Origin of the sequence: Pseudomonas sp. GL93, from assembly GCF_003408955.1 — a bacterium.
Taxonomy (GTDB): domain Bacteria; phylum Pseudomonadota; class Gammaproteobacteria; order Pseudomonadales; family Pseudomonadaceae; genus Aquipseudomonas; species Aquipseudomonas paracarnis.
Map to the genome: position 1 here is coordinate 49,444 of NZ_NKRF01000133.1, position 22,744 is coordinate 72,187.

At 60.7% G+C, this 22,744-nt stretch carries 21 protein-coding genes; 8 read left to right on the top strand and 13 right to left on the bottom strand.

The window, feature by feature from the left end; genetic code table 11:
• Positions 1 to 216 precede the first annotated feature (216 nt).
• The 9 genes from panC to dksA form a co-directional block, all read right to left on the bottom strand.
• Positions 217 to 1,068, bottom strand: a complete 852-nt coding sequence (gene panC / locus CER19_RS27530) for a pantoate--beta-alanine ligase (RefSeq protein ID WP_116668678.1) — start codon at positions 1,066 to 1,068, stop codon at positions 217 to 219.
• A complete protein-coding gene (gene panB, locus CER19_RS27535) occupies positions 1,065 to 1,865 on the bottom strand; it encodes a 3-methyl-2-oxobutanoate hydroxymethyltransferase (RefSeq protein WP_116668679.1) in 801 nt (266 codons plus the stop codon). Before panB ends, panC begins: the two co-directional genes overlap by 4 nt.
• Before the next feature lie 363 nt (positions 1,866 to 2,228).
• Positions 2,229 to 2,714: a 2-amino-4-hydroxy-6-hydroxymethyldihydropteridine diphosphokinase gene (folK, locus tag CER19_RS27545; protein ID WP_116668680.1), complete on the bottom strand. Its 486-nt coding sequence runs from the start codon at positions 2,712 to 2,714 to the stop codon at positions 2,229 to 2,231.
• A gap of 2 nt (positions 2,715 to 2,716) precedes the next feature.
• On the bottom strand, positions 2,717 to 4,120 hold the full coding sequence (locus tag CER19_RS27550; RefSeq protein WP_116668681.1) for a polynucleotide adenylyltransferase PcnB: 1,404 nt from the start codon (positions 4,118 to 4,120) through the stop codon (positions 2,717 to 2,719).
• Between the two features lie 697 nt (positions 4,121 to 4,817).
• Positions 4,818 to 6,254 carry a sigma-54 dependent transcriptional regulator gene (locus tag CER19_RS27555; RefSeq protein WP_116668682.1) on the bottom strand — a complete coding sequence of 479 codons (1,437 nt, stop codon included), beginning with the start codon at positions 6,252 to 6,254 and terminating at the stop codon, positions 4,818 to 4,820.
• Between the two features lie 22 nt (positions 6,255 to 6,276).
• The gene (locus tag CER19_RS27560) at positions 6,277 to 9,231 is read right to left on the bottom strand and encodes a sensor histidine kinase (protein ID WP_003194154.1); all 2,955 of its coding nucleotides are present in this window, start codon (positions 9,229 to 9,231) and stop codon (positions 6,277 to 6,279) included.
• Complete coding sequence (locus CER19_RS27565) at positions 9,215 to 9,391, bottom strand: hypothetical protein (RefSeq protein ID WP_003176118.1); 177 nt, start codon at positions 9,389 to 9,391, stop codon at positions 9,215 to 9,217. Before CER19_RS27565 ends, CER19_RS27560 begins: the two co-directional genes overlap by 17 nt.
• A gap of 62 nt (positions 9,392 to 9,453) precedes the next feature.
• Positions 9,454 to 10,341 carry a tRNA glutamyl-Q(34) synthetase GluQRS gene (gluQRS, locus tag CER19_RS27570; RefSeq protein WP_116668683.1) on the bottom strand — a complete coding sequence of 296 codons (888 nt, stop codon included), beginning with the start codon at positions 10,339 to 10,341 and terminating at the stop codon, positions 9,454 to 9,456.
• Positions 10,342 to 10,424: 83 nt separating this feature from the next.
• Entirely contained in the window at positions 10,425 to 10,868 is a 444-nt protein-coding gene (dksA, locus tag CER19_RS27575) for an RNA polymerase-binding protein DksA (protein WP_003194150.1), read from the bottom strand.
• 320 nt (positions 10,869 to 11,188) lie between these two features.
• On the opposite strand from dksA, the gene CER19_RS27580 reads away from it, so the two are divergent.
• Together CER19_RS27580 and sfsA are read left to right on the top strand one after the other, a co-directional pair.
• Positions 11,189 to 12,361 carry a pyridoxal phosphate-dependent aminotransferase gene (locus CER19_RS27580; protein WP_014719940.1) on the top strand — a complete coding sequence of 391 codons (1,173 nt, stop codon included), beginning with the start codon at positions 11,189 to 11,191 and terminating at the stop codon, positions 12,359 to 12,361.
• A complete protein-coding gene (sfsA, locus tag CER19_RS27585) occupies positions 12,361 to 13,074 on the top strand; it encodes a DNA/RNA nuclease SfsA (RefSeq protein ID WP_116668684.1) in 714 nt (237 codons plus the stop codon). Before CER19_RS27580 ends, sfsA begins: the two co-directional genes overlap by 1 nt.
• Here the strand turns inward: sfsA and CER19_RS27590 are convergent.
• The gene (locus CER19_RS27590) at positions 13,071 to 13,388 is read right to left on the bottom strand and encodes a Rieske (2Fe-2S) protein (RefSeq protein WP_116668685.1); all 318 of its coding nucleotides are present in this window, start codon (positions 13,386 to 13,388) and stop codon (positions 13,071 to 13,073) included. The genes sfsA and CER19_RS27590 overlap by 4 nt on opposite strands.
• Positions 13,389 to 13,544: 156 nt before the next feature.
• Here CER19_RS27590 and CER19_RS27595 point away from each other — a divergent pair, with 156 nt between their 5' ends.
• From CER19_RS27595 to CER19_RS27605, 3 genes are read left to right on the top strand one after another with little or no spacing between them, the layout of a single operon-like run.
• Entirely contained in the window at positions 13,545 to 14,423 is an 879-nt protein-coding gene (locus CER19_RS27595; protein WP_116668686.1) for a hemin ABC transporter substrate-binding protein, read from the top strand.
• Positions 14,420 to 15,457 (top strand): iron ABC transporter permease, encoded by a 1,038-nt coding sequence (locus tag CER19_RS27600; protein ID WP_116668687.1) that lies wholly within the window; start codon positions 14,420 to 14,422, stop codon positions 15,455 to 15,457. Before CER19_RS27595 ends, CER19_RS27600 begins: the two co-directional genes overlap by 4 nt.
• Complete coding sequence (locus CER19_RS27605) at positions 15,457 to 16,224, top strand: heme ABC transporter ATP-binding protein (RefSeq protein WP_116668688.1); 768 nt, start codon at positions 15,457 to 15,459, stop codon at positions 16,222 to 16,224. Before CER19_RS27600 ends, CER19_RS27605 begins: the two co-directional genes overlap by 1 nt.
• Positions 16,225 to 16,467: 243 nt before the next feature.
• On the opposite strand, the gene CER19_RS27610 is transcribed toward CER19_RS27605, so the two are convergent.
• From CER19_RS27610 to CER19_RS27620, 3 genes are all read right to left on the bottom strand, one after another.
• The gene (locus CER19_RS27610) at positions 16,468 to 16,740 is read right to left on the bottom strand and encodes a TfoX/Sxy family protein (RefSeq protein ID WP_003194139.1); all 273 of its coding nucleotides are present in this window, start codon (positions 16,738 to 16,740) and stop codon (positions 16,468 to 16,470) included.
• 204 nt (positions 16,741 to 16,944) lie between these two features.
• On the bottom strand, positions 16,945 to 17,289 hold the full coding sequence (locus CER19_RS27615) for a pentapeptide repeat-containing protein (protein WP_116668689.1): 345 nt from the start codon (positions 17,287 to 17,289) through the stop codon (positions 16,945 to 16,947).
• 92 nt (positions 17,290 to 17,381) lie between these two features.
• A complete protein-coding gene (locus CER19_RS27620; protein WP_116668690.1) occupies positions 17,382 to 18,938 on the bottom strand; it encodes a bifunctional aminoglycoside phosphotransferase/ATP-binding protein in 1,557 nt (518 codons plus the stop codon).
• Between the two features lie 118 nt (positions 18,939 to 19,056).
• Between CER19_RS27620 and mrcB the strand changes: the two genes are divergently transcribed.
• Genes mrcB through CER19_RS27635 form a run of 3 tightly spaced genes read left to right on the top strand, consistent with a single transcriptional unit; the run spans position 19,057 to position 22,461 of the window.
• Positions 19,057 to 21,381, top strand: a complete 2,325-nt coding sequence (gene mrcB / locus CER19_RS27625; protein ID WP_116668691.1) for a penicillin-binding protein 1B — start codon at positions 19,057 to 19,059, stop codon at positions 21,379 to 21,381.
• A 16-nt stretch (positions 21,382 to 21,397) separates the two neighbouring features.
• A complete protein-coding gene (locus CER19_RS27630; protein ID WP_116668692.1) occupies positions 21,398 to 22,132 on the top strand; it encodes a M48 family metallopeptidase in 735 nt (244 codons plus the stop codon).
• A complete protein-coding gene (locus CER19_RS27635) occupies positions 22,132 to 22,461 on the top strand; it encodes a YqcC family protein (protein WP_014719929.1) in 330 nt (109 codons plus the stop codon). Before CER19_RS27630 ends, CER19_RS27635 begins: the two co-directional genes overlap by 1 nt.
• Positions 22,462 to 22,744: the final 283 nt, after the last annotated feature.

The following is a 22,744-nucleotide window of genomic DNA, read 5'->3' on the forward strand; positions in this document are numbered from 1 at the left end:
GTTTCCTTTTATTACGGGGACTGCCTTTAGGACACTTCAAAGCCCGGAACATCCAGTCTTATCGCAAGGATTGGGTTCCAGACAGCGCTAACCATAGCGCAGGGCAGTTACATTAAACCTAGCGTGTGGATATGTCTTGGCTTTGTCTGCGCTGTGGCCGGTACTTTTTTATACCGGCACAGCCGTCGGGGCAACAGGTTGAGGGTAAAACGAGGGTCAGGCGAGGTTCAGGTGCAGGTTATCGATGAGGCGTGTTGCCCCCAGATAAGCGGCGACCAGGATCACCACATCACGATCTTCAGCCGTGGCCGGGCGCAGATGTACGCCTTGGCGCACTTCCAGATAGTCCATGCGCAGCCCTGCGGCTTCAATCTGCTGGATGTGCTCGGCGCGAAGCCTGGCAAAATCGTGATCGCCGCCTTGGATGGCCGTGGCGATCTGGCTGAGCGCGCGGTACAGCACTGGCGCGACCGCCCGTTGCTCCTCGGAGAGGTAACCGTTGCGTGATGACAGCGCGAGGCCGTCCTCGGCGCGCACGGTAGGCTCGCCGATGATCTGGATCGGCATGTTCAGGTCGCGGACCATGGCGCGGATCACCGCTAACTGCTGGTAGTCCTTCTGGCCAAATACGGCCATGTCCGGCTGGACCATGTTGAACAGCTTGCTGACCACCGTGGCCACGCCTTCGAAGTGCCCTGGGCGGCTGGCGCCGCACAAGCCTTCGGACAGCTGAGGCACGCTGACTCGGGTCTGGCCGTTCATGCCATCGGGGTACATTTCCTCGACCGTGGGCGCGAACAGCAGGTTGCAGCCCGCCTGCAGGAGTTTTTCCTGGTCGGCGGCCAACGTGCGCGGGTATTTGTCCAGGTCTTCGCCAGCGCCGAATTGCAGCGGGTTGACGAAAATGCTCGCCACCACGAAATCCGCTTGCTGCGCGGCCTTGGTCACCAGGGTGGCGTGGCCGCTGTGCAGGTTGCCCATGGTGGGTACAAAGCCGATGCGCTTGCCGGCACTGCGGGCGTGGGTTACGGCAGCCCGCAGTTCGCGGACGGTTTTTACGGTGTTCATGCCGAGAATCCGTGTTCAACGCCTGGGAACGTCACGTTTTTGACTTCGCTGACATAGGCGCTCAGGGCGGCGTGGATGCTGTCCTGGCCGGCCATGAAGTTCTTCACGAACTTCGGTACGTGGCCGGTGATCGACAGGCCGAGCATGTCGTGCAGGACCAGCACCTGGCCGTCGGTGGCGGAACCGGCGCCAATCCCGATCACGGGCACTTTGACGGCCTGGGTGATTTCGGCGGCCAGTTCGCTCGGCACGCACTCCAGCAGAATCATCGCAGCACCGGCCTGTTCCAGGGCGATGGCATCGGCGCGCATCTGGCGGGCCTGGGCTTCATTGCGGCCCTGGACCTTGTAGCCACCGAGGATATTCACCGACTGCGGCGTCAGCCCCATGTGTGCGCACACTGGCACGCCGCGCTCGGCCAGCAACCGGATCGACTCGGCCAGCCACACGGCACCTTCGACTTTGATCATGTGCGCGCCGGCCTGCATCAGCTTGCCGGCGTTCAGGAAGGTTTGCTCAAGGGTGGCGTAACCCATGAACGGCAGGTCCGCGATGATAAAGGCGCCATCGTTGCCACGCTTGACGCTGGCGGTGTGGTAGGCGAGTTCATCGGTGGTCACAGGCAGCGTGCTGTCATTCCCTTGAAGAACCATGCCCAGGGAGTCGCCCACCAGCAGCACTTCGACTCCAGCCTGGCAGCTGGCGTGGGCGAAGGTGGCGTCATAGCAGGTCAGCATGGTGATTTTTTCACCTTTGAGCTTGAGGCTCTGCAAGGTGGTCAGGGTAACGTCTGGCATGAAAAGGGTCCTCGTTCAGGCGCTTGGAAACAGCGAGTAACGCGCGTGAGTCTTCGTTTATACAGGCGCACTGTCTTGAAAGCAGTGCTTATAAGGCCTGGATTGCGCCCTGTCGCGCCGGGTTGGCGGCAGCGGGACGCCTATAGTCGTGAGGAGGACACGGGAAGTCAATTGGATGTGTTACCGCATTGTTACGATGGCGGTGTTACCGCTGTTACTGAAGCGATTGCGCAACGTGTGCGCTGTATTACGGCAGAGAAGATCAAAGGTGGGAGCTGGCTTGCCTGCGATGGCTTCAACTCGGTGTGGCTGATATAGCGAGTCGCTTGCATCGCAGGCAAGCCAGCTCCCACATTGACCGAGTCATTCTTGAGGGAGGCGTTCCAGGCCGACGAAGGGGCAGGCTGTAAGCAGGTCGCTCAAGCGTTGGTCGTCGGGCAGTTGCAGGTCGGCTGGCGCCAGTTCAGCCAGCGGGTACAGTACAAACGCACGCAAATGCATCTGGTAGTGCGGCACCTTGAGGCGCGGCTCATCAATCAGGCGATTGCCGAACAGCAGGATATCCAGGTCCAAGGTGCGCGGGCCCCAGCGTTCCAGGCGTTCGCGGCCCTGATCGTTTTCGATGGCTTGCAGCGCATCGAGCAAGTCCAATGGCGCCAGGTGACTGTCCAGCGCCGCAACGGCGTTGGTATAGCGCGGCTGGCCTGGAAGCAATGAGTCGCTTTGGTAGAACGCGGACACACCGGCGAGGTGGGTGCCAGGCAGTTGCGCCAGCGCCTCGATCGCGCTGCGCAATTGTTGTTGCGGGGCAGCCAGGTTGCTGCCCATGCCGATGTAGATACGTTCCACGTTTATTCGCCCGCAGCGCCCGAGGCATCGGCACTGCTGCGTTTACGCTTGGTGCCGCTGCGGCGACGCTTTTTCGGCCCTTCGCCGGCGCTATCGCCTTTGCTGCCCAAGTCGCGAATCATTTCGCGGCGCTGGCTGTCATTGGCGTCCTGATAATCGGTCCACCATTCGCCCAGGCCATCGGTCTGCTCGCCCGCGCTTTCGCGTAGCAGCAGGAAGTCATAGCCGGCACGGAAGCGCGGGTTGTCCAGCAACAGGTCTGCGCGCTTGCCGCTGCGGCGTGGCAGGCGCTCCTGCATGTCCCAGATTTCGCGGATCGGCATGGTGAAACGTTTAGGGATGGCGATGCGTTGGCACTGTTCGGCGATCAGCTCGTGAGCCGCTTCCTGCATGGCCGGGATCGGCGGCATGCCACGGTCCTGCAGGCGCAGAATGCGTTTGGGCAGGGCCGGCCACAACAAGGCGGCAAACAGGAACGCCGGGGTCACCGGCTTGTTCTGCTTGATACGCAGGTCGGTGTTGATCAAGGCTTCGCTGATCAAGGTGTGGGTGTACGTCGGGTTGTGCTCCAAGGCCTCGGCGCTGGCCGGGAACAGGGGGTCGAACAACTGCAGGTCCACCAGCATTTCAAAGGTGTCGGCGGCGTAACCCGAAAGGAACAGCTTGAGCACTTCCTCAAACAGGCGTGCCGAGGGGATTTCCCGCAGCATCGGCGCCAGTTCGCGAATCGGCGCGGCGGTGTGTTTTTCGATGCCGAAGTTGAGCTTGGCGGCGAATCGCACGGCACGCAGCATGCGCACCGGGTCTTCCTGGTAGCGCTGCGTCGGGTCGCCGATCAGGCGGATCAGGTTGTTGCGAATGTCGTGTACGCCGTTGGCGTAATCGAGGATGCGCTCGCTGACCGGGTCGTAATACAAGGCGTTGATGGTGAAGTCGCGACGTTGCGCGTCCTCTTCCAGTGTGCCATAGACGTTATCGCGCAGGATGCGCCCGCTCTCGTTGCGGGAAGACTGGTTAGTGTCCTCCTCTTCATCGTTTTGCGGGTGACCGGCGCGGAACGTTGCGACCTCGATGATTTCGCGACCAAAGTGGATATGCACCAACTTGAAGCGCCGACCGATGATTCGTGCATTACGAAACTCGGCGCGCACTTGTTCAGGCGTGGCGCTGGTGGCGACGTCGAAATCCTTGGGTGTAATGTTGAGCAACATGTCGCGTACGCAGCCACCCACCAGGTAGGCCTGGTAGCCGGCGTTCTGCAAACGTTCGACGATGTTCACTGCATAACGGCTGAATTGAGCGCGCTGCAGCGAATGCTGGCTGCTATTGAGCACTTCAGGCGTGCTGCGTTTGTGTTGCGTTCGACGCAAGGGAGAACGGAATGACTGGAACAACTTCTTCAGCATGGGATGCACTGTTTGAAGGAATGTTCGGCCATAACGAAGAATGACCGCATGATGGGCGGGGATTCTAGCATTTAGTCAGGGGATGGTGTAGGAACAAGCTAAAGGCATTGCGCCATAAGCGTTTGAAGGTCAAATTCCGGAAACTACAAGGGGAGCCGAAGCTCCCCCAGAAGTAGTTGCGTGCTCTATTTTTATTATTGATGTCGGGCTTCTTGTTTTTGTTGATCGCCCTCGCCACGAAGCTTCACCTTCATGACACTCCCAATCGGGAGTCAAGAGCAAACGGATTGCTTTGGTCGCTGTGTTGCTGATCTACGATCCAACCAGTTCAGGCTCTGCCTTAGGGCAGTTTTTGTTGTTCTCGGCCTGGTTGCGGGGCAAGCCCCAAATGCAACGCCTCTCCAAAAGAATCAGTTAGCTGCGCCTCCGCCGTGTTGTTTTTGTTATGCGTGAGTCGATTCGTCTTATTTTTATTGTCTTGTACAAAGCTTGTTATTGTTTTTGTACTAAGCATATAGCAGGGTGCGTGCCAACTTTTGCGCCGACCAGCGAAACCGGGGGGTTGGGCTGGTTTCGCCAGATTGAGGGCCAAAAAAAAGCCGGGGTTTCGTTACCGTAAGCCCCGGCTTTTGTTACGTGAAAAGTCAGCGGTAACAGTTTTTTCACATCAACAGGTGTTACCTGTGGGGCTGCACCCTCAGCTTTCGCTGGCCACCCCGGTCTTGCGCCGTGGAATGCCCAGGCGCTGACGCCGCTCCCACAGGCATTTGCGACTCACGCCCAGCTTGCGTGCCAGCTCGGTCTCGGTCATATGGTCCTGATGCTCGAGCACGAAGTGCTGGAAGTAGTCTTCCAGTGACAAATCTTCCGTCGGTTCATGGCTGGTATTGCTACCGCCGCCCTGCTGCGGGGCCAGGCCGATGAAGTCGTCGTCATCCAGGTCGCTGAGCTCAATGTCAATGCCCAGCAACTCGGCGGAGATCTCCGGGCTCTCCGACAGAATCACGGCGCGCTCGACCGCGTTCTCCAGCTCACGCACGTTCCCTGGCCACGAGTAGTGACGGATCGCCTGCTCGGCGTCTGCGGCAAACTTCAGGTCGGTGCGGTCAATGCGCGCGCCTTGACGCAACAGGAACGCGTTGGCGATCTCGTTGACGTCGGCGCCACGCTCGCGCAGGGCCGGCAATTTAAGCGCGATGACATGCAGGCGGTAATACAAGTCCTCACGGAATTGGCCGATCTTGGCCAGGCTCTTCAGGTCTCGGTGTGTCGCCGCGATCAATCGAACGTCGACCTTCTGCGATTGCACCGAGCCGACACGGCGAATTTCGCCTTCCTGCAGCACGCGCAGCAAACGCGCCTGGGCTTCCAGGGGCAACTCGCCAATTTCATCAAGGAACAAGGTGCCGCCGTCCGCAGCTTCCACCAGGCCCGCACGCCCGGCGCTGGCGCCGGTGAACGCACCTTTCTCGTGGCCGAACAGCTCGGACTCGATCAGTGATTCGGGGATCGCCGCGCAGTTCACCGAGATCATCGGTGCCTTGGCACGCTTGGACAGGTTGTGCAGGGCGCGGGCCACCAGTTCTTTACCGGTGCCCGATTCGCCCTGGATCAATACATTGGAGTCGGTCGGCGCCACCTTGCGGATCTTGCTGTACAAGTCCTGCATCGGTGGGCAGGAGCCAATGATGCCGATCTCGCCGTTGCTGTTGTCGACACCCGGTTTTTCGCCGCCGCTGGCCTTGCCGGTGGGGCGTTGCTCGGCAGGCGCGCTGCTGGCCGATACACGGTCACGCAGGATGCGGGCCACGGCCTGGAGCATTTCATCGTGATCGAAAGGCTTGGCGATGTAGTCCACCGCACCCATCTTCATCGAGTCCACCGCCGAGCGCAGGCTGGCGTAGCTGGTCATGATCAGCACCGGGGTGCCCTGGCCCAGCTTGATCAGCTCGGTGCCCGGGGCGCCGGGCAGGCGCAGGTCGCTGACAATCAGGTCGAACGTGGGAATGCTGAATCGCTCTTGGGCTTCCTGCACCGAGCCGGCTTCGCTGACCTGGTACTGATTACGTTCAAGCAGGCGACGCAAGGCAGAGCGGATAATGGTTTCGTCTTCGACGATCAAAATGTGCGGCATTGATTCAATTCTCTCGACGGTCTCAGTTCACAGCGGACGTCGCTTCGACATGACGCGGCAAGGTCACCCTGATACGGGTGCCGCGTTGGCTTTGTGTGTCAGCCGGGCTGTCGATGGTGATTTGTCCATAATGCTCTTCAACGATGGAATAGACCAGTGCAAGGCCCAGACCGGTACCTTCACCCGGGTCCTTGGTGGTGAAGAAGGGTTCGAACAATCGGTCCATGATGTTCTGTGGAATACCGCTGCCTTCGTCTTCCACGATCAGGTCGACCGTGTGCTCGAAAGCCTCGCTCTTGACGCGTACAGCACTGCCGGCCGGCGACGCGTCGCGGGCGTTGGACAGCAGGTTGATCAGCACCTGGGCCAGGCGTTGTGAGTCGCCATCGACCCAATGGTCCGGATCGCACAGATTAAAGAACTGTACTTCGAAATTGCGCCGGTTCAAGGCCAACAGCCCAATGGCATCCTGCGCCACTTCGGCCAGGCATACCGCTTCGTCCTGATTCTGATGGGCGCCGGAGTGGGCAAAGCTCATCAGCGACTGGACGATGCGTGAAACCCGCTTGGTCTGTTCAAGGATTTGCCCGCTGATTTCGGTGATTTCCCCGTCTTCTTCGCGCTCTTCGCGCAGGTTTTGCGCCAGGCAGGCGATACCGGTGATCGGGTTGCCGATTTCGTGGGCCACGCCGGCCGCCAGGCGCCCAATACTGGCCAGGCGTTCGGAGTGCACCAGCTTGTCTTCGAGCATCTGTGTATCGGTCAAGTCTTCTACCAGCAGCACCAGGCCACTGTTACCCGGCGCCAGGGGTTCGTCGATGGCAGCTTTGTGCAGGTTGAGCCAGCGGGTCTGGCCGTCGAGGGCCAAGTGCTGCTTGTGCAAGTGCTCGTCCGGCAGGTTGATGAAGCCTTGCAGCAGCTCTTTCCATGGATCGCCCAGGGTATTGAGGCGCGAACCCACCACCCGCTGGGCGGCGATGCCGGTGAGTTCTTCCATGGCTTTGTTCCACATCAGGATTTCCTGGTCCTTGGCCAGGGAACACACGCCCATCGGCAGTTCCTGCAGGGTCTGGCGGTGGTAACGGCGCAGGGCGTCGAGTTCGGCGGCCAGGCCTGTGAGGCGTGAGTGGTAATCCTCCAGCCGGCTTTCGATGAAGTGGATGTCTTCGGTGACGTAGTTTTCGCCACCGGCCTTGTAGGGCAAGAAGGTTTCCACCATGTCCTGGGACACGCTAGGGCCCATCAACCCGGACAGGTTGGCCTCGATGCGATCACGCAGGCGGCGCAGGGCATAAGGGCGGCGCTCGTCAAATGGCAGGTAGAGGTCGCGCAGCGCCTGTTCGACTTCCTTTTGTGCGGCCTTGGCGCCCAGGGGCTTGGCCAGTTGCGTGGCGAACTCCTGGGGCGAGGCCGCATGCAGTTCGCGGCGTTGCGGGCGGCGCACGTTATCCACCGCGCAGGCTTCGGCGGCGCTGGTTTCTTCGGCGCTGGCGTTGGTGAACAGCGAGATCAGGGTAAACATCAGTACGTTGGCGGCCAGCGAGGCGATGGCAGCCATGTGCCAACTGGTGTCGTCCAGCACGTAAATCATGTTCAGCAACGGGATATAGAAGCCCTGCAAGTTGCCGACCAGCGGTAGCAGCATGGTTACGGTCCACACCAGGATCCCGGCCAGCAGCCCTGCAATAAAGCCACGGCGATTGGCGGTCGGCCAGTACAGCACCGACAACACGCCCGGCAGGAACTGCAAGGTGGCGACAAACGCGACGATGCCGAGGTTGGCCAGGTCTTGCCCGGCGCCCAGCAGCAGATAAAACGCGTAGCCGGCCATGATGATCGCGACGATCAGCGCGCGTCGGGTCCATTTCAACCAACGGTAGATATTGCCCTCAGCCGGCGGCTGGTACAGCGGCAGTACCAAGTGGTTGAGCGCCATGCCCGAGAGTGCCAGGGTGGTGACGATGATCAACCCGCTGGCGGCCGACAACCCGCCGACATACGCCAGTAGCGCCAGGGCTGGGCTGTTGGCGGCAATACCGATGCCCAGGGTGAAATACTCAGGGTTGGTGGTGGCCCCCAGTTTCAGGCCGGCCCACAGGATCAGCGGCACCGCCAGGCTCATCAGCAACAGGAACAGGGGCAAGCCCCAGCTGGCGCTGACCAGCGAGCGCGGGTTGAGGTTCTCGGTGAAGGTCATGTGGTACATGTGCGGCATCACGATCGCCGAGGCGAAGAACACCAGCAGCAGCGTACGCCATGGGCCTTCCTGCAAGGGGGTATGCAAGGCGGCGAGGGCGGTCTGGTTTTGCAGCAGCCACAGCTCCAGCTGTTGGGGGCCGTCGAACACGCCGTAGAGCGCATAAAGGCCGACGCCGCCGATGGCGATCAGCTTGATGACCGACTCAAAGGCAATCGCAAACACCAGGCCCTGGTGTTTCTCGCGGGTGGCGATATGGCGAGAACCAAAGAAGATGGTGAACAAGGTGATCAGCGCGCAGAACGCCAGGGCAACCCGATGTTGCACAGGCTCACGGGTCAGGATGCTGATGGAGTCGGCCACCGCCTGGATCTGCAGGGCCAGCAACGGCAGCACGCCGATCAGCATGAAGATCGTGGTTAGCGCACCGGCCCAGGTGCTGCGAAAGCGAAAGGCAAACAGGTCTGCCAGGGAGGACAGCTGGTAAGTCCGGGTGATTTTCAGGATCGGGTACAGCAGCACCGGCGCCAGCAGGAACGCGCCGGACACCCCCAGGTAACTGGAGAGAAAGCCGTAGCCGTACTGATAGGCCAGCCCCACCGTGCCGTAGAACGCCCACGCACTGGCGTACACGCCCAAGGACAAGGTGTAGGTCAACGGATGGCGAATGATCGCCCGCGGAATCATTCCGCGCTCACTGATCCAGGCCACGCCGAATAACGCAGCCAGGTAGGCGGCGCTGATCAGCAGCATCTGGGTGAGACTAAAGCTCATCGGCATCTTTTTGGCTCTGCAGGATGAAGGTCACGACGATCAGGATCAGCCATAGCAGATAAGGGCGATACCAGGCGCCCGTGGCGTCGATCCACCAATCCATGATGGCGGGGGAGAACAGGTAGATCCCGACGACCAGCAGCAGGACCAAACGATAGATGTACATGTTGGCCTCTGATTAAAAATCTGCCGCGATGTTAACGGATGATGAACAACCTGCAAGCGCCTTCAACTCAATTGCGCTTCGGCCAGGGTAGGTGTGCGCGGGATGCGGGTGGCGTCCCAGTGCGCAATGCCCCAATCCAGCAGTTCTCGTGGGCTGGCGTGCAGCAGCTGCGCGTCGGGCTGTTGGCCAAGTGCACGCAGCGCTCTGAGCAGCAAAGGCGTGGCCTGGTCGGCTGTCAACGGAGCAGAGCGGTAGGACTTGCCCAGCTTGTTGCCGTCCGGCTGCACGATCAGCGGCACGTGCAAGTAACGGGGTTGGCGCAGGTCGAGCAGCTCTTGCAAGTAAAGTTGGCGCGGTGTGGAGTCGAGCAGGTCGGCGCCGCGCACGATATCGGTTACACCTTGCCAGGCGTCGTCGAGCACCACCGCCAGTTGGTAGGCGTAGAGGCCATCACGGCGACGGATGATGAAGTCGCCGGCATCGCGGCCCAGATGCTGCCGGAACTCGCCCTGCACACGGTCGGTAAAGTGGTATTCCAGCTCGGGCACGCGCAGGCGGATGGCGGCATCCTGCTGTTCGTGGCCGGCATTGCGGCACAAGCCTGGGTAAATCCCGTTGTAGGGCTCCAATTGCTTGCGCGAGCAGGTGCAGGCGTAGGCCAGGCCGTGGTTGAACATATCGTTCAGCACTTTGGCGTAGGCATCATGCCGCTCGCTCTGGCGAAGCAGTTCGCCATCCCATTCAAAGCCGTAGCTTTCCAGTGCATGCAGGATCGCCGCCTGAGCGCCGGGCTCTTCACGGGGAGGGTCAAGGTCTTCCATGCGCATCAACCAACGGCCATGGTGGGCGCGTGCATCGAGGTAGGAGGCGAGGGCGGCAACCAGGGAGCCGAAGTGCAAATGGCCGCTGGGTGTGGGGGCGAAGCGCCCAATATAGGTAGAGGCTGTCATGGGCCGGATACTACTGCATAACCGGTAAACGCCAGAAACAAAAATGGAGCGTTCGCACGCTCCATTCGTTCAATTCGGCAAAGTTACTTGCCGACCTGTTTTTCCTTGATTTCAGCCAAGGTCTTGCAGTCTACGCACAGGTCCGCGGTTGGGCGGGCTTCCAGGCGGCGAATACCGATTTCGACGCCGCAGGATTCGCACCAGCCGTATTCTTCGTCTTTGATCAGTTGCAGGGTCTTGTCGATCTTCTTGATCAACTTGCGCTCGCGATCGCGGGCGCGCAGTTCGAGGGCGAACTCTTCTTCCTGGCTGGCACGATCGGCCGGGTCAGGGAAGTTGGCCGCTTCATCCTTCATATGGTCAACCGTACGGTCGACTTCCTGCATCAAGTCCTGTTTCCACTTGTTGAGGATCTTGGTGAAGTGCTCGCGCATGGGCTCGCCCATGTACTCCTCGCCCTTTTTTTCGACATAGGGTTCGAAGCCGCCGAGGCCTTGAGTCTGCTGTTGCTTTGCTTGGGTGGACATGAATAGACCGCCTCTCACTCTTCTAATCCATTGCGCAGGATTGCAACGTCACCGACACCTGCCGGCCCTGCGGCTGCAAGCGGGCGAACTTACCAGATACATTCAGGGTGCGCTACTCCCGGTTGTCGAGGTCCAGGGCAAAGGGGTTGCAAACCGCAGCAGCCCGCCATGACTGGGTATGTATCGCCTCGACTATTGATTTTAGCTGTTTTACGAGCGCGCGCAGGGTGCACTTGCAGCCCCAATCAGGCAATAGAGCATGTTTTACCGTGAGGGTTCGGTAGAATCCAGATTTTGTCCTCACCGTCTAAGGAAGGCTAATGGCTCAGCCCTACAGTGCGCGCAGTCGCGCCATCGAACCTTTTCATGTCATGGCGTTACTGGCGCGTGCCAATGAGCTGCAGGCCGCCGGCCACGACGTGATCCACCTGGAAATCGGCGAGCCGGACTTCACCACCGCCGAACCGATCATCCAGGCCGGCCAAGCGGCGTTGGCAAACGGTAAAACGCGCTATACCGCCGCCCGCGGCTTGCCCGAGTTGCGCGAAGCCATCAGTGGTTTCTACCAGCAACGCTACGGTTTGAGCATCGACCCGCAGCGCATTTTGATCACTCCCGGTGGCTCCGGCGCGTTATTGCTGGCCAGCAGTTTGCTGGTGGATCCGGGTAAGCATTGGCTGCTGGCGGACCCAGGCTACCCCTGCAACCGACACTTCCTACGTCTTGTGGAAGGCGCGGCGCAGTTGGTGCCGGTCGGCCCAGACGTACGCTACCAGTTGACCGCCGATCTGGTGGCCAGGCATTGGGACCAGGACAGTGTCGGCGCGCTGGTGGCATCGCCCGCCAACCCCACCGGCACGATCCTCACCCGGGACGAGTTGGCTGGTCTGTCGGGCGCCATCAAGGCGCGCAACGGTCACCTGGTGGTCGACGAGATTTATCACGGCCTCACCTACGGCACCGACGCCGCCAGCGTGCTGGAAGTCGATGATGACGCCTTTGTCCTGAATAGTTTTTCGAAGTATTTCGGCATGACCGGCTGGCGCCTCGGTTGGCTGGTGGCGCCCCCTGAAGCGGTGGGTGAGCTGGAGAAGTTGGCGCAGAACCTCTACATCAGTGCGCCAAGCATGGCCCAGCATGCCGCTTTGGCCTGTTTCACCCCGCAAACCCTGGAGATTCTGGAGCAGCGCCGTGCCGAATTTGGTCGCCGCCGTGACTTCCTGCTGCCGGCCCTGCGTGAGCTGGGGTTCGGTATCGCCGTGGAGCCCGAAGGTGCCTTTTATCTGTATGCCGATATCAGCGCGTTCGGCGGCGATGCCTTCGCATTTTGCCGTCATTTCCTCGAAACCGAACATGTGGCCTTTACGCCCGGGTTGGATTTCGGTCGCTACCAGGCGGGGCATCATGTGCGTTTTGCCTACACGCAGAACCTCGATCGGCTGCAAGAGGCGGTGGAGCGCATTGCCCGTGGTTTGCGGAGCTGGCAAGGCTGATGCGTTTTAATCCTCCTCTTGAAGAAGGGCGGCTGATCCGCCGCTACAAGCGCTTTCTCACCGATATCGAAACCGTTACCGGCGAGTTGCTCACCATTCACTGCCCTAACACCGGTTCGATGCTCAACTGCATGGTCGAAGGTGGCCAGGTCTGGTTCAGCCGTTCTACGGATCCCAAGCGCAAGCTGCCGGGCACGTGGGAAATTGCCGAAACGCCCCAGGGCCGGCTGGCGTGCGTCAACACCGCGCGCGCCAATCAGTTGGTTGAAGAAGCTTTGCTGGCCGGTGTGATCACTGAGCTCAACGGCTTTACCGCGTTGAAGCGTGAGGTGCCTTATGGCCAGGAGAAAAGCCGCATCGACTTTCGCCTGGATTACCCCCAGGGCGCTGCGTTTGTCGAGGTCAAAAGCGTCACCCTGGGCTTTGATGGCAGCTCGGTGGCGGCTTTCCCCGATGCGGTGACGCAGCGTGGGGCCAAGCACTTGCGTGAGCTGGCTCATCTGGCTCGCGACGGTATACGGGCGGTGCAGTTGTATTGCGTGAACCTGTCGGGGATCGACGCGGTGCGCCCGGCTGTGGAAATCGACACGGGTTATGCGGCCGCGCTACGTGAGGCCAAGGCTGCAGGTGTGGAGGTGCTGGCCTACGGTGTACGGGTCACGCCGCAGGAAATTTACGTCGAGCGTCGGCTGAAGGTGCTGCTGGGCGATTAGAGCTCGACCCATAATCCCTGTTCGTCTTCACGGCCGGGCAGGGCAGTGAGGTATTGGCCTGCGCAGGGCCCGGCGATGCACTCGCCGCTTTCAATCAGGAACAATGCGCCATGGGTGGCGCATTGGATCAGGCTGGCGCTGTCGTCGAGGAAGCGATCAGGTTGCCATTCCAGCGGGATGCCGCGATGGGGGCAGCGGTTGAGATAGAAGTACGCAATGCCGTCCCGCCGCACCGCCAACAGCCTGTGGCCATCGATATCAAAACCGCGGCTGCTGTTGGCGGCGAGGTCGCCTGAGGCGCAGAGAAACTTCATTTCAATCCTTAAGTGCCTTGACGTTCAAATGCAAACAATTATCAAATGCCCGCTTCGCCCGTCAGCTGACTGGGTGCTCAATACGATGCCTGGCAGGGGTTATCTGTCACATCAATGAGTGCTTGAGTGGCCCTGCCCTAGGAAGGAAACCCTGTTATGCGCCTGAGTACCAGCGCTATCGCGCTTGTTGCCTCACTGCTGGTCAACCCTGGGGTGCACGCCTCTGAACTGCCGCAACGCTGGGTCAGTGCCGGCGGGGCGCTGTCGGAATGGGTGACGGCCCTGGGCGGTGAGTCGAAGTTGGTGGGAGTGGATACCACCACTCAGCATCCCGCCTCGCTCAAGGCCTTGCCGAGCATTGGTTACCAGCGGCAGTTGTCGGCCGAAGGCATTCTCAGCCTGCGCCCGCAACTCCTTGTGGGCACTGAGGAAATGGGGCCACCGCCGGTGCTGGCACAGATTCGCAGTGCAGGGGTGCAAGTGGAGATGTTCTCGGCCCAGCCGGATTTGCCTACGCTCAAAGGCAACCTTGAACACTTGGGGAAGCTGCTCGGCAGTGAGGCCCAGGCTAATGCCTTGTTTGCCGGGTATGAGCAGGCGCTGGCACAGCAAAAAAGCCGGGTGACCAAGGCCCAGGCCACGCAAAAAGCTCCAGGCGTGCTATTGCTGCTCGGCCATGCCGGTGGCAAGCCGCTGATCGCGGGCAAGGACACGGCCGCTGATTGGATGTTGCAGCAGGCTGGGGGGCGTAATCTCGCCACGCATGTGGGCTACAAGCCGTTTTCCGTCGAATCGCTGGCGGGTTTGAGCCCTGAGGTGCTGGTGTTTGCTGATCGCGCCCTGACCGGGGACGCGGCGCGCGCAGCTTTGTTCAAGGAAAATCCGATCCTTGCCTCTACGCCGGCAGCCAAGAGCGGCCGCGTCTTTGAGCTGGATCCGACCTTGCTGGTAGGTGGCCTGGGGCCGCGATTGCCGCAAAGCCTGGAGAAACTGTCTGCCGGTTTTTATCCGTCCCAGCCTAAGCCTGCTCCATGACCACTCTGGTTAAGCCAAAAACGCTGTTTATCGGGCTCGCGCTGCTGTGTGTATTGGCGATCTGGCTTTCATTGGCACTGGGGCCGGTCAGCCTGCCGTTGGTGGACACCCTCAGGGCTGCGTTAAGGCTGATGGGCGTACCGCTTGAGGCCCAGGGGTTGGAGCAGGCCGAGTTGATCCTGGGGCAGATTCGCCTGCCGCGAACCCTGTTGGGGCTGGCGGTCGGCGGTGTGCTGGCGTTGTCGGGTGTGGCGATGCAGGGGTTGTTCCGCAACCCGCTGGCCGACCCGGGCTTGGTCGGTGTGTCCAGCGGCGCAGCGCTGGGGGCGGCGGTGGCGATTGTCGGTGGCTCGTTCTTTGGCGGCCTGCCGGATGCCTTCGGGCCATACCTGTTATCGCTGTGCGCCTTCCTCGGTGGCTTGGGCGTCACGGCATTGGTCTATCGGCTGGGGCGTCGCAATGGCCAGACCAATGTCGCGACGATGTTGCTTGCCGGTATCGCGCTGACGGCCCTGGCCAGTTCCACCGTAGGCCTGTTTACCTATCTGGCAGACGATGCCACCTTGCGCACCCTGACGTTCTGGAACCTGGGCAGCCTCAATGGCGCGAGTTATTCACGGTTGTGGCCCTTGCTGCTGGTGAGTGCGGGTGTGGCGCTATGGTTGCCGCGCCGGGCCAAGGCGCTGAACGCGCTGCTGTTGGGGGAGTCCGAGGCCAACCACCTGGGTATTGATGTGGAGGGGCTCAAGCGCGAGTTGGTGTTCTGTACAGCCCTAGGTGTTGGCGCCGCAGTGGCGGCGGCGGGCATGATTGGTTTTGTCGGTTTGGTGGTACCACATCTGGTGCGGCTGTTGGCGGGGCCGGATCATCGGGTGTTGTTACCGGCCTCGGTGTTGGCGGGTGCGAGCCTGCTGCTGTTTGCGGACCTGGTGGCGCGCCTGGCGTTAGCACCGGCGGAACTGCCGATCGGTATTGTCACTGCGTTTATCGGTGCACCGTTTTTCCTCTATTTATTGTTACGAGGGCGCGCCTGATGTTGCGGGTAGAAGCGTTGCAGATCCGGCGCGGTGGTAAAACCGTGCTGGCCGATATCACCTTGGACCTGCTGCCGGGCGAAGTGCTAGGCGTGCTGGGCCCCAATGGCGCCGGCAAAAGTACCTTGCTTGGGGCGCTGTGTGGGGAGTTGCAGCCGGATCAGGGCAAGGTCTGGCTGGATCAGCAGGCGCTCAAGCATATGACCGGCGCGCAACGTGCCCAGCGCCTGGCGGTGCTGCCACAATCCTCCACCCTGGACTTTGCCTTTCGTGTCGAAGAGGTGGTGGGCATGGGCCGCTTGCCTCATCAGACCGGGCGAGTGCGCGACGACGAAATCATCAACGCCGCGCTGCAGGCTGCTGATGTAGGCCACCTGAGTGGCCGTAGTTACCTGGCCTTGTCGGGCGGCGAGCGGCAGCGTGTGCACCTGGCACGAGTATTGGCGCAGTTATGGCCGGGTGAGGCAGGGCAGACGTTGTTGCTGGATGAGCCCACATCAATGCTCGACCCTCTGCACCAACACACCACCTTGCAAGCTATTCGACATTTTGCCGACAGAGGCGCTGCGGTGCTGGTCATCCTGCATGACTTGAACCTGGCGGCGCGTTACTGCGACCGGATCCTGTTGCTGGAAAACGGGCGCCCCCACGCGCTGGATACGCCCTCGAAAGTCCTGCAACCAGAGCCGCTCAAGGCTGTATTCGGTCTGGATGTGCTGGTACAGCCGCATCCGGAGCGTGGGCATCCGTTGATCATTGCGCGCTGAGGTCGGTTAATTCATAGGCAAAAAAAGACCCGGCAAGAGCCGGGTCAAATAACCGTGATTAGCCTGATGAGGAGATAATCTGAGAGTCCGAACCAATGGTCTTTCAGTTATCGGCTGATCTCGCGACCAGTTGTGATAATCATAACGATTCTCATTTGAGAGTCAACATTTGTTTTTCTGCTTCATCCATTTTTCTCAAACGCTTGTTTGTAATGCTCATAAACACTGGGTTTGAGTGCCACTCTAGTTCTTCTGATGCACTGAGATCGCTTCCAACTGACGGTTCAAGGCCTCCTTGCGCTCCGTGGGTATGTCATTCCAGTGCACATCCATCAATGCCCCTTCAATGGCATACAGCAGAACCTTCGAGGCTCGAAACCCGCGCGTGCGCACGGCTCGGTAAGCATCGACCGCCCCCAGCCGGCGCAGGTCGGACGCGCTGTGGATGCCCACCGCATGCAGCCACTGCGCTGACGTCTTGCCAAGGTTTTTCAGGTGTTGCAGCTCATCGTTCATCAAGCCTCCTTGCGCTGGCTGAATGGTGCGGTGGGTGTCGTGACCAGGCAGCCTGAAAATGAGTGTAGCGCTCAGTAGGAAAAGCGTGGTTCTTTGGTCAGATAGGGCTGAAAAGCTTATAAGGATGGCGCGACGGCGCTTACTCGCAGGCAGGCGCAAAGCGCCCGGCAGGCAGGGGGTGTGGCCGGAACTCGGCGTGTGGGGTTACTTGGTGCGGTAGCGCAGGCGAGTACCGAAATTGACCGACATGAGTATTTCGTCAGCCGTGAGTTCGGGCGGGAAGTAAGCCCCCGATATCTGCGCATGGGCCAGGCTGGCGCCTTCCAGTGAGCAGCCACGCAAGTCCAGGCCGCGCAGATCGGCAGAGCGAAAATAGGCGTCGGTGAAGTCAATACCGGTGGCGTTCAGGTCGCGCAGGTCCAGCCCTCGAAAGTCGCCACCGCGCATGTCGAGGGTGCCGTTTTCAGGGCGCTCCTGGTTGAAGCCGCGGATGTCGTCTTTGTGCAGGAGGGCGTAGAGCGGGGTATCAAGAAGCTTGGGCTGACTCATGATCGCGACTCTGGCTGGCGTTATGGGGCCAGTATAGTGCCACTATTGCTAGGTCGCGCGCCGAAGACGACGACGCGACCAAGAAATATTTCTTACAGGCCCGGCAGGTGCTGACGGATATGCCCGACCAAAGCGTCGAGCGTCCCGCTTTCATTGGTCTCCACACGCTTGCTGAGCAGCAGCTCCTCGGCAGTCAGCGGGTCACGACTGGCTTGTTGTTCTTCGATAACGGTCAGTGTGGCGTCAGACGGATCGTTTTTATCCGCCTGACGTTGTGCCAGCCAACTGGTGATAACGGCTTGCGGGGCGTTGCAGTCGAGGATCAGGAACGGCGCCCCGGTGGCTTCGGCAACCTGGGCGGCGGCGTCACGCTGCGCGCGTTTCAAGAACGTAGCATCCAGCACCACCGGGTAGCCGGCGCGCAGCACGGTGTCGGCAATCTCGTTCAGGCGTGCGTAGGTGGCGGCGCTGGCGTCCTGATTGTAGATGCCGGCCTGCAGGGTGTTCTCTACCTGTTGTTCGCCAAACAGGCGCTTGCGCTCTACATCCGAACGCAGGCGTACCGCGCCCAAGGCTTCGACCAGGCGCATGGCCACGTGGCTCTTGCCCACTGCTGAAACGCCATGGGTGATTGCCAGGAAGCGCGAGGGGATGGTGCTGTAGCTTTCCGCCAGGTTGGCGTAGTTGCGGTACTGGCGCAGGGTGGTAGCGCGTTGCACCGGGCTGGCTTCGCTCGGCATGCTGAACAGCGCAACCTTGGCGCGTACCAATGCACGGTAGGCTTTATAGAAGTTCAGGAGCTCCAGGCCCTGGTAGTCGCCGGTCAATTCCAGGTACTGGCTTATGAAGCGCCGTGCCAGGCATTTCAAGCCGCGATCTTCCAGGTCCATGGCCAAAAAAGCGGTGTCTGCGTATACGTCGGTAAAGCGGAAAGGCTCGTTGAACTCGATGCAGTCGAAGATCACCACGCGGCCATCGATCAGCGTGGCGTTGCCCAGGTGAATGTCGCCGTGGCATTCGCGGGTATAGCCATCGAGCTTGCGCTGCGCAAGCAAAGGCTTGAGGCGTTCGAAGCTGCTTTCAGCCCAGGCTTGTAGAGCCTCCAGCTGAGTCAGGTCGGCCTTGTCGCTGAGGAATGGGCGGATTTGGTCGAAGTTCTGGCGTACCGGAGCCATCACTTCCTGCGGCGTGCCGGCGGGGTGATCTTGCGGGACTTTGGGGGCGCTGAGGTGGAACTGCGCAATCTGCTTGGCCATCTCATCGATGTGCGCGCTGGTCAGTTCGCCGTTGGCTTGCAGGGTGCTGAGCATCTGGCTTTGCGGGAACTGGCGCATTTTCAGCGCGTACTCGATGGCCGGGCCGTCGCCACCCAGTTGCGGCGCCTCGGCAGTGCCGGTAATCGGCAACACTTCAAGATACAAATCTTCGGTAAGGCGCTGGTTGAGGCGCAGTTCCTCGCGGCAGAAATGCCCACGGTCGTCCAGGTGGGTGAAGTCCAGGAAGCCGAAGTTCATCGGTTTCTTCAGCTTATAAGCGTAGGGCCCCGTCAGTATCACCCAGGAAATATGGGTCTCGATGACTTGAAACGCTTCAACCGGATGAGGGTACAAGGCCGGGTTTTGCAGGGCAGCGATCAGGGTCTGGCTCACGGGCGATCCTTCAAAGTCTGGGGAAAATCATGGGGAGCATTATGGCTGCTGAGGCCAGTCGTGCAAACCGCTGTCCGGCTCATGTTGATCATCAATAAAGTGCGTATAATCCGCCGCCATGACTCGAACCCGATCTCCCCGTTCCCGTAAAAAACCTCCTTCCCGCGGCCCGCGCCCTTGGCTGGGCTGGGTGATCAAGCTTGGCCTGGTGGGCCTTGTGGCGGTCGCCGGCCTTGCGGTGTACCTCGATGCCGTGGTGCAGGAAAAATTCTCCGGCAAGCGCTGGACGATTCCGGCCAAGGTGTATGCACGCCCGCTGGAGCTGTTCTCTGGCCAGAAGCTGAGCAAGGAAGACTTCCTTACCGAGCTCGATGCGCTGGGCTACCGCCGCGAACCCGTGAGCAATGGCCCTGGCGCTGCGGCGGTCAGCGGTAATACCGTCGACCTGAACACCCGTGGCTTCCAGTTCTACGAAGGCCTGGAAAAAGCCCAGCCGGTGCGCGTGCGTTTCTCTGGCGACTATGTGGCTGAGCTGTCGTCGCTCAATGGCTCCAAGCTGCCGGTGGTGCGTCTCGAACCGTTGCTGATCGGCGGTATTTACCCGAAGAATCTTGAAGATCGCATCCTGATCAAGCTCGATCAGGTACCGCCGTATCTGCTGGAAACCCTGGTCGCTGTCGAAGACCGCGATTTCTATAGCCACTGGGGTGTGTCGCCGAAGTCGATCGCCCGTGCTATCTGGGTCAACACCTCCGGCGGCAAGATGACCCAGGGCGGCAGTACGCTGACGCAGCAGTTGGTCAAGAACTTCTACCTGACCAACGAACGCAGCCTGACCCGTAAGCTCACCGAAGCCATGATGGCGATGTTGCTGGAGCTGCATTACAGCAAGCAGGAAATCCTCGAGGCCTACCTCAACGAGGTATTCGTCGGTCAGGATGGCCAGCGCGCCGTGCACGGTTTCGGCTTGGCCAGCCAGTTCTTCTTCGGGCAGCCGTTGTCAGAGTTGAAATTGCATCAGGTCGCGTTGCTGGTGGGGATGGTCAAGGGGCCGTCCTATTACAACCCGCGCCGCAACCCGGAGCGTGCGCTTGAACGTCGCAACCTGGTGCTCGATGTACTGGAGCAGCAGGGTGTCGCCACTGCTGAACAAGTGGCCGCTGCGAAAAAAATGCCACTGGGTGTGACAACCCGCGGCAAGCTGGCGGATAGCTCATTCCCTGGCTTTATCGACCTGGTCAAGCGCCAACTGCGCGAAGACTACCGCGACGAAGACTTGACCGAAGAGGGGCTGCGGATCTTCACCAGCTTCGACCCCATCCTGCAGATGAAGGCCGAAGCGTCGGTCAACGACACCTTCAAGCGCCTGACTGGCCGTAAAGGCTCGGATGAAGTCGAAGCCGCCATGGTCGTGACCAACCCGGAAACCGGCGAGGTCCAGGCCATGATTGGCAGCCGCCAGGCCAGTTTCGCCGGTTTCAACCGCGCACTGGATGCCGTGCGGCCGATTGGCTCGCTGGTCAAGCCCGCGGTCTATCTCACGGCACTGGAAAAACCCAGCAAGTACACGCTGACCAGTTGGCTGTCCGATGACCCGCTGTCGGTCAAAGGTGCGAATGGCCAGGTATGGACGCCCAAGAACTTCGACCGCCGTTCCCATGGCACGGTGTTCCTGTATCAAGGGTTGGCGCATTCCTACAACATCTCGACCTCGCGCCTGGGGCTTGAAGTCGGTGTGCCGAATGTCCTGAAGACCCTGGCGCGACTGGGGATCGAACGTGAGTTTCCGGCGTTTCCGTCCATGCTCCTGGGCGCTGCGGCCATGACGCCGATGGAAGTGACCACCATGTACCAGACCCTGGCCAATGGTGGCTTCAATACGCCGATGCGCGGTATTCGCAGTGTGCTGACCGCCGATGGCGAACCGCTCAAGCGCTACCCGTTCCAGATTCAGCAGCGCTTCGACGCGGGCTCCATCTACCTGATCCAGAACGCCATGCAGCGCGTAATGCGCGAGGGGACGGGGCGTTCGGTCTACAGCGTGCTGCCGTCGAACCTGACCCTGGCGGGCAAGACCGGTACCAGCAACGACTCCCGCGACAGCTGGTTCGCAGGTTTCGGCCAGGATGTACTGGCCGTGGTATGGCTGGGGCGCGACGACAATGGCAAGACGCCGTTCACCGGTGCGACCGGCGCGTTGCAGGTATGGACCAGTTTCATGCGCAAGGCTGACCCGTTGCCGCTCAACATGCCGCAGCCGGACAATATCGTGCAGGCCTGGATTGATCCGCACACCGGCCAAGGCTCCGACGCCAACTGTCCGGGCGCGGTGCAGATGCCGTATATTCGCGGCAGCGAACCACCACCCGGCCCTGCGTGCGGTGGCAGTGCCCCTGCTGACGCGGATTCGGTGATGGATTGGGTCAAGGGCTGGATGAATTAAGCAAAGAGGGTTTCAAGTGAACAAGTTGTGGATTCCAGCAATTACGGCTCTGGCTTTGCTCGGCGGTTGCTCCAGCGTGCAGCGCGGCTCTATCCCTGTGGTGGACTCAAGCACGTCCGTCTCCAATAACGACCGCATTTCGGCCAATGGCGGCTTCCGTCAGACCGTGGGCAAACGGCCTGCCCAAGCTGCAACCCAGGCAATTCCCCAGGATTCCGGCGTCGTGGTGATGGTGCCCGGCAGTGGGGCTGCAACCTCGGCGCCTATCAGTGCCGAGCCATGGACCCCAGGCCCGAGCACTTCCGGGCCGGTGAACTCCACGCCGATTCAAACCGCGCCGGTCAACCAGGGCACCTACAACATGCCTTCGACGCCGAGCGGTATTCCGTCATCGTCCAATGCGGGCGGGTTGTCGGCTGACGAACAACTCGATGGCCCGGTGCTGGCGTTGCTCACCACCGCTCAGCAGCAGCAGGCGGGTGGCGATTTGAATGGCGCCTCTTCGAGCCTTGAACGTGCCCAGCGCGTGGCGCCGCGTGAGCCACAAGTGCTCTATCGCCTGGCCCAGGTGCGCATGGCCCAGGGCGATGCGCCCCAGGCGGAGCAATTCGCTCGCCGTGGCCTGAGCCTGGCCAATGGGCGCCCAGACCTGCAAGCCAGCCTGTGGGCCTTGATCGGTGATGCACGTGCCGCCCAGGGGGATGCTGCGGGTGCTGCCCAGGCGCGGCAAAAAGCCAAGGTCAGCCTTTGATGGATGCGCGTTTTCCCGCGATTGCCGAGCAGTTATTGCTGATCGAGCGCGAGCTGCGCGTTCAGGGCTGGTGGGATGAAGTCTCCCCCAGTGCTGAAGCGCTCAGCAGTGTCGAGCCCTTTTCCGTTGATACCCTGGACTTCCACCAGTGGCTGCAATGGATCTTCCTCGCGCGTATGAAGCAGATCCTGGAACAGGACCTGCCCTTGCCGAATGCGTCGGGGATCCTGGAAATGGCCGAGATGGTCTACGCCGATCGGCCGCGGGAGAGCCTCGGCTTGCGTAACGCGCTGAAAAAGTTCGATCAATTGATCGTCGACGCTCGTTAATTGCCTGACTGCCGGTTTTTCCGGCAGTCTTGCGCACATTTCTACCGCTTGACGACATTCAGGCGAGTTTTATCCCTCCTCAAAGCCCTTTCTTCTACGTTCTCATGCGCTTAGTTGGAAAAAAGCGCAATTATTGCTTGACTTGAAGGGCGTGAAACAGAAGAATCCAAAGTCCGCTGTATCGGGACTGCCAGAAGCAGGCCCGCTCAGCAGATCATGAGGCGCACATCCGCGCCGACCTGTAACACCCGCAACGCGTTACCTCGCGCTGGGTGGGAAAAGC

Excerpts from the sequence above, each read along its gene's own strand:
- panC (WP_116668678.1), bottom strand. The coding sequence starts at position 1,068 with ATGAACACCGTAAAAACCGTCCGCGAACTGCGGGCTGCCGTAACCCAC.
- panB (WP_116668679.1), bottom strand. The coding sequence starts at position 1,865 with ATGCCAGACGTTACCCTGACCACCTTGCAGAGCCTCAAGCTCAAAGGT.
- CER19_RS27550 (WP_116668681.1), bottom strand. The coding sequence starts at position 4,120 with ATGCTGAAGAAGTTGTTCCAGTCATTCCGTTCTCCCTTGCGTCGAACG.
- CER19_RS27555 (WP_116668682.1), bottom strand. The coding sequence starts at position 6,254 with ATGCCGCACATTTTGATCGTCGAAGACGAAACCATTATCCGCTCTGCC.
- CER19_RS27560 (WP_003194154.1), bottom strand. The coding sequence starts at position 9,231 with ATGCCGATGAGCTTTAGTCTCACCCAGATGCTGCTGATCAGCGCCGCC.
- CER19_RS27565 (WP_003176118.1), bottom strand. The coding sequence starts at position 9,391 with ATGTACATCTATCGTTTGGTCCTGCTGCTGGTCGTCGGGATCTACCTG.
- gluQRS (WP_116668683.1), bottom strand. The coding sequence starts at position 10,341 with ATGACAGCCTCTACCTATATTGGGCGCTTCGCCCCCACACCCAGCGGC.
- dksA (WP_003194150.1), bottom strand. The coding sequence starts at position 10,868 with ATGTCCACCCAAGCAAAGCAACAGCAGACTCAAGGCCTCGGCGGCTTC.
- CER19_RS27580 (WP_014719940.1), top strand. The coding sequence starts at position 11,189 with ATGGCTCAGCCCTACAGTGCGCGCAGTCGCGCCATCGAACCTTTTCAT.
- sfsA (WP_116668684.1), top strand. The coding sequence starts at position 12,361 with ATGCGTTTTAATCCTCCTCTTGAAGAAGGGCGGCTGATCCGCCGCTAC.
- CER19_RS27590 (WP_116668685.1), bottom strand. The coding sequence starts at position 13,388 with ATGAAGTTTCTCTGCGCCTCAGGCGACCTCGCCGCCAACAGCAGCCGC.
- CER19_RS27595 (WP_116668686.1), top strand. The coding sequence starts at position 13,545 with ATGCGCCTGAGTACCAGCGCTATCGCGCTTGTTGCCTCACTGCTGGTC.
- CER19_RS27600 (WP_116668687.1), top strand. The coding sequence starts at position 14,420 with ATGACCACTCTGGTTAAGCCAAAAACGCTGTTTATCGGGCTCGCGCTG.
- CER19_RS27605 (WP_116668688.1), top strand. The coding sequence starts at position 15,457 with ATGTTGCGGGTAGAAGCGTTGCAGATCCGGCGCGGTGGTAAAACCGTG.
- CER19_RS27610 (WP_003194139.1), bottom strand. The coding sequence starts at position 16,740 with ATGAACGATGAGCTGCAACACCTGAAAAACCTTGGCAAGACGTCAGCG.
- CER19_RS27615 (WP_116668689.1), bottom strand. The coding sequence starts at position 17,289 with ATGAGTCAGCCCAAGCTTCTTGATACCCCGCTCTACGCCCTCCTGCAC.
- mrcB (WP_116668691.1), top strand. The coding sequence starts at position 19,057 with ATGACTCGAACCCGATCTCCCCGTTCCCGTAAAAAACCTCCTTCCCGC.
- CER19_RS27635 (WP_014719929.1), top strand. The coding sequence starts at position 22,132 with ATGGATGCGCGTTTTCCCGCGATTGCCGAGCAGTTATTGCTGATCGAG.